Below are 2,452 nucleotides of genomic sequence, written 5' to 3' on the forward strand. Positions count from 1 at the left end.
AGGTTAGACATCCAGCACGACCAGAGTGGTATTTCAACGGCGACTCCACAACCACTGGCGTGGCTGCTTCAAAGTCTCCCACCTATCCTACACAAGCCGAACCGAACACCAATATCAAACTATAGTAAAGGTCCCGGGGTCTTTCCGTCCTGCTGCGCGAAACGAGCATCTTTACTCGTAGTGCAATTTCACCGGGCCTATGGTTGAGACAGTCGAGAAGTCGTTACGCCATTCGTGCAGGTCGGAACTTACCCGACAAGGAATTTCGCTACCTTAGGATGGTTATAGTTACCACCGCCGTTTACTGGCGCTTAAGTTCTCAGCTTCGCCGACCCGAAAGTCAGCTAACCGGTCCCCTTAACGTTCCAGCACCGGGCAGGCGTCAGTCCGTATACATCGCCTTACGGCTTCGCACGGACCTGTGTTTTTAGTAAACAGTCGCTTCTCGCTGGTCTCTGCGGCCACCCCCAGCTCATGGAGTAAATCCAATCACCAGTGATGGCCCCCCTTCTCCCGAAGTTACGGGGGCATTTTGCCGAGTTCCTTAACCATAGTTCACCCGAACGCCTCGGTATTCTCTACCTGACCACCTGAGTCGGTTTAGGGTACGGGCCGCCATGAAACTCGCTAGAGGCTTTTCTCGACAGCATAGGATCATCCACTTCACCACAATCGGCTCGGCATCAGGTCTCAGGCTCATGTGTGACGGATTTGCCTATCACACGCCCTACACCCTTACCCCGGGACTACCACCGCCCGGGCTGGACTACCTTCCTGCGTCACCCCATCGCTTACCTAGTACAAGTCTGGTTCGTCGGCTCCACCACTACCCTCAACTCCGAAGAGATCGGGCCGGCTTCACGGACTTAGCATCGCCTGATTCAGTATTGGGCGTTTCAAAGCGGGTACCGGAATATCAACCGGTTGTCCATCGACTACGCCTGTCGGCCTCGCCTTAGGTCCCGACTTACCCTGGGCAGATCAGCTTGACCCAGGAACCCTTAGTCAATCGGCGCACACGTTTCTCACGTGTGTATCGCTACTCATGCCTGCATTCTCACTCGTGAACCGTCCACAACTCGCTTCCGCGGCTGCTTCACCCGGCACACGACGCTCCCCTACCCATCCGTACTCCCGTTGGGGATACATGTACGAATGACACGACTTCGGCGGTACGCTTGAGCCCCGCTACATTGTCGGCGCGGAATCACTTGACCAGTGAGCTATTACGCACTCTTTCAAGGGTGGCTGCTTCTAAGCCAACCTCCTGGTTGTCTCTGCGACTCCACATCCTTTCCCACTTAGCGTACGCTTAGGGGCCTTAGTCGATGCTCTGGGCTGTTTCCCTCTCGACCATGGAGCTTATCCCCCACAGTCTCACTGCCGTGCTCTCACTTACCGGCATTCGGAGTTTGGCTAAGGTCAGTAACCCGGTAGGGCCCATCGCCTATCCAGTGCTCTACCTCCGGCAAGAAACACACGACGCTGCACCTAAATGCATTTCGGGGAGAACCAGCTATCACGGAGTTTGATTGGCCTTTCACCCCTAACCACAGGTCATCCCCCAGGTTTTCAACCCTGGTGGGTTCGGTCCTCCACGAAGTCTTACCTCCGCTTCAACCTGCCCATGGCTAGATCACTCCGCTTCGGGTCTTGAGCATGCTACTAAAACGCCCTATTCGGACTCGCTTTCGCTACGGCTTCCCCACACGGGTTAACCTCGCAACACACCGCAAACTCGCAGGCTCATTCTTCAAAAGGCACGCAGTCACGACTGTTGCTCCGAAGAACAACAGCGACGCTCCCACGGCTTGTAGGCACACGGTTTCAGGTACTATTTCACTCCGCTCCCGCGGTACTTTTCACCATTCCCTCACGGTACTATCCGCTATCGGTCACCAGGGAATATTTAGGCTTAGCGGGTGGTCCCGCCAGATTCACACGGGATTTCTCGGGCCCCGTGCTACTTGGGTGTCTCTTAAACGAGCCGTTAATGTTTCAGCTACGGGGGTCTTACCCTCTACGCCGGACCTTTCGCATGTCCTTCGCCTACATCAACGGTTTCTGACTCGTCTCACGGCCGGCAGACCGTGAAAAAGAGATCCCACAACCCCGCATGCGCAACCCCTGCCGGGTATCACACGCATACGGTTTGGCCTCATCCAGTTTCGCTCGCCACTACTCCCGGAATCACGGTTGTTTTCTCTTCCTGAGGGTACTGAGATGTTTCACTTCCCCTCGTTCCCTCCACACTGCCTATGTGTTCAGCAGCGGGTGACAGCCCATGACGACTGCCGGGTTTCCCCATTCGGACACCCCCGGATCAAAGCTTGGTTGACAGCTCCCCGGGGCCTATCGTGGCCTCCCACGTCCTTCATCGGTTCCTGGTGCCAAGGCATCCACCGTGCGCCCTTAAAAACTTGGCCACAGATGCTCGCGTCCACTGTGAAGT

General features: G+C 56.0%; 1 rRNA gene. It reads right to left on the bottom strand.

Annotated features, from left to right (window positions below):
- Window positions 1-2,426: ribosomal RNA gene (locus ACWD6R_RS39900) — 23S ribosomal RNA — on the bottom strand; the annotation flags it as partial.
- Window positions 2,427-2,452 lie beyond the last annotated feature (26 nt).

It is taken from the genome of Streptomyces sp. NPDC005151 (assembly GCF_053599875.1).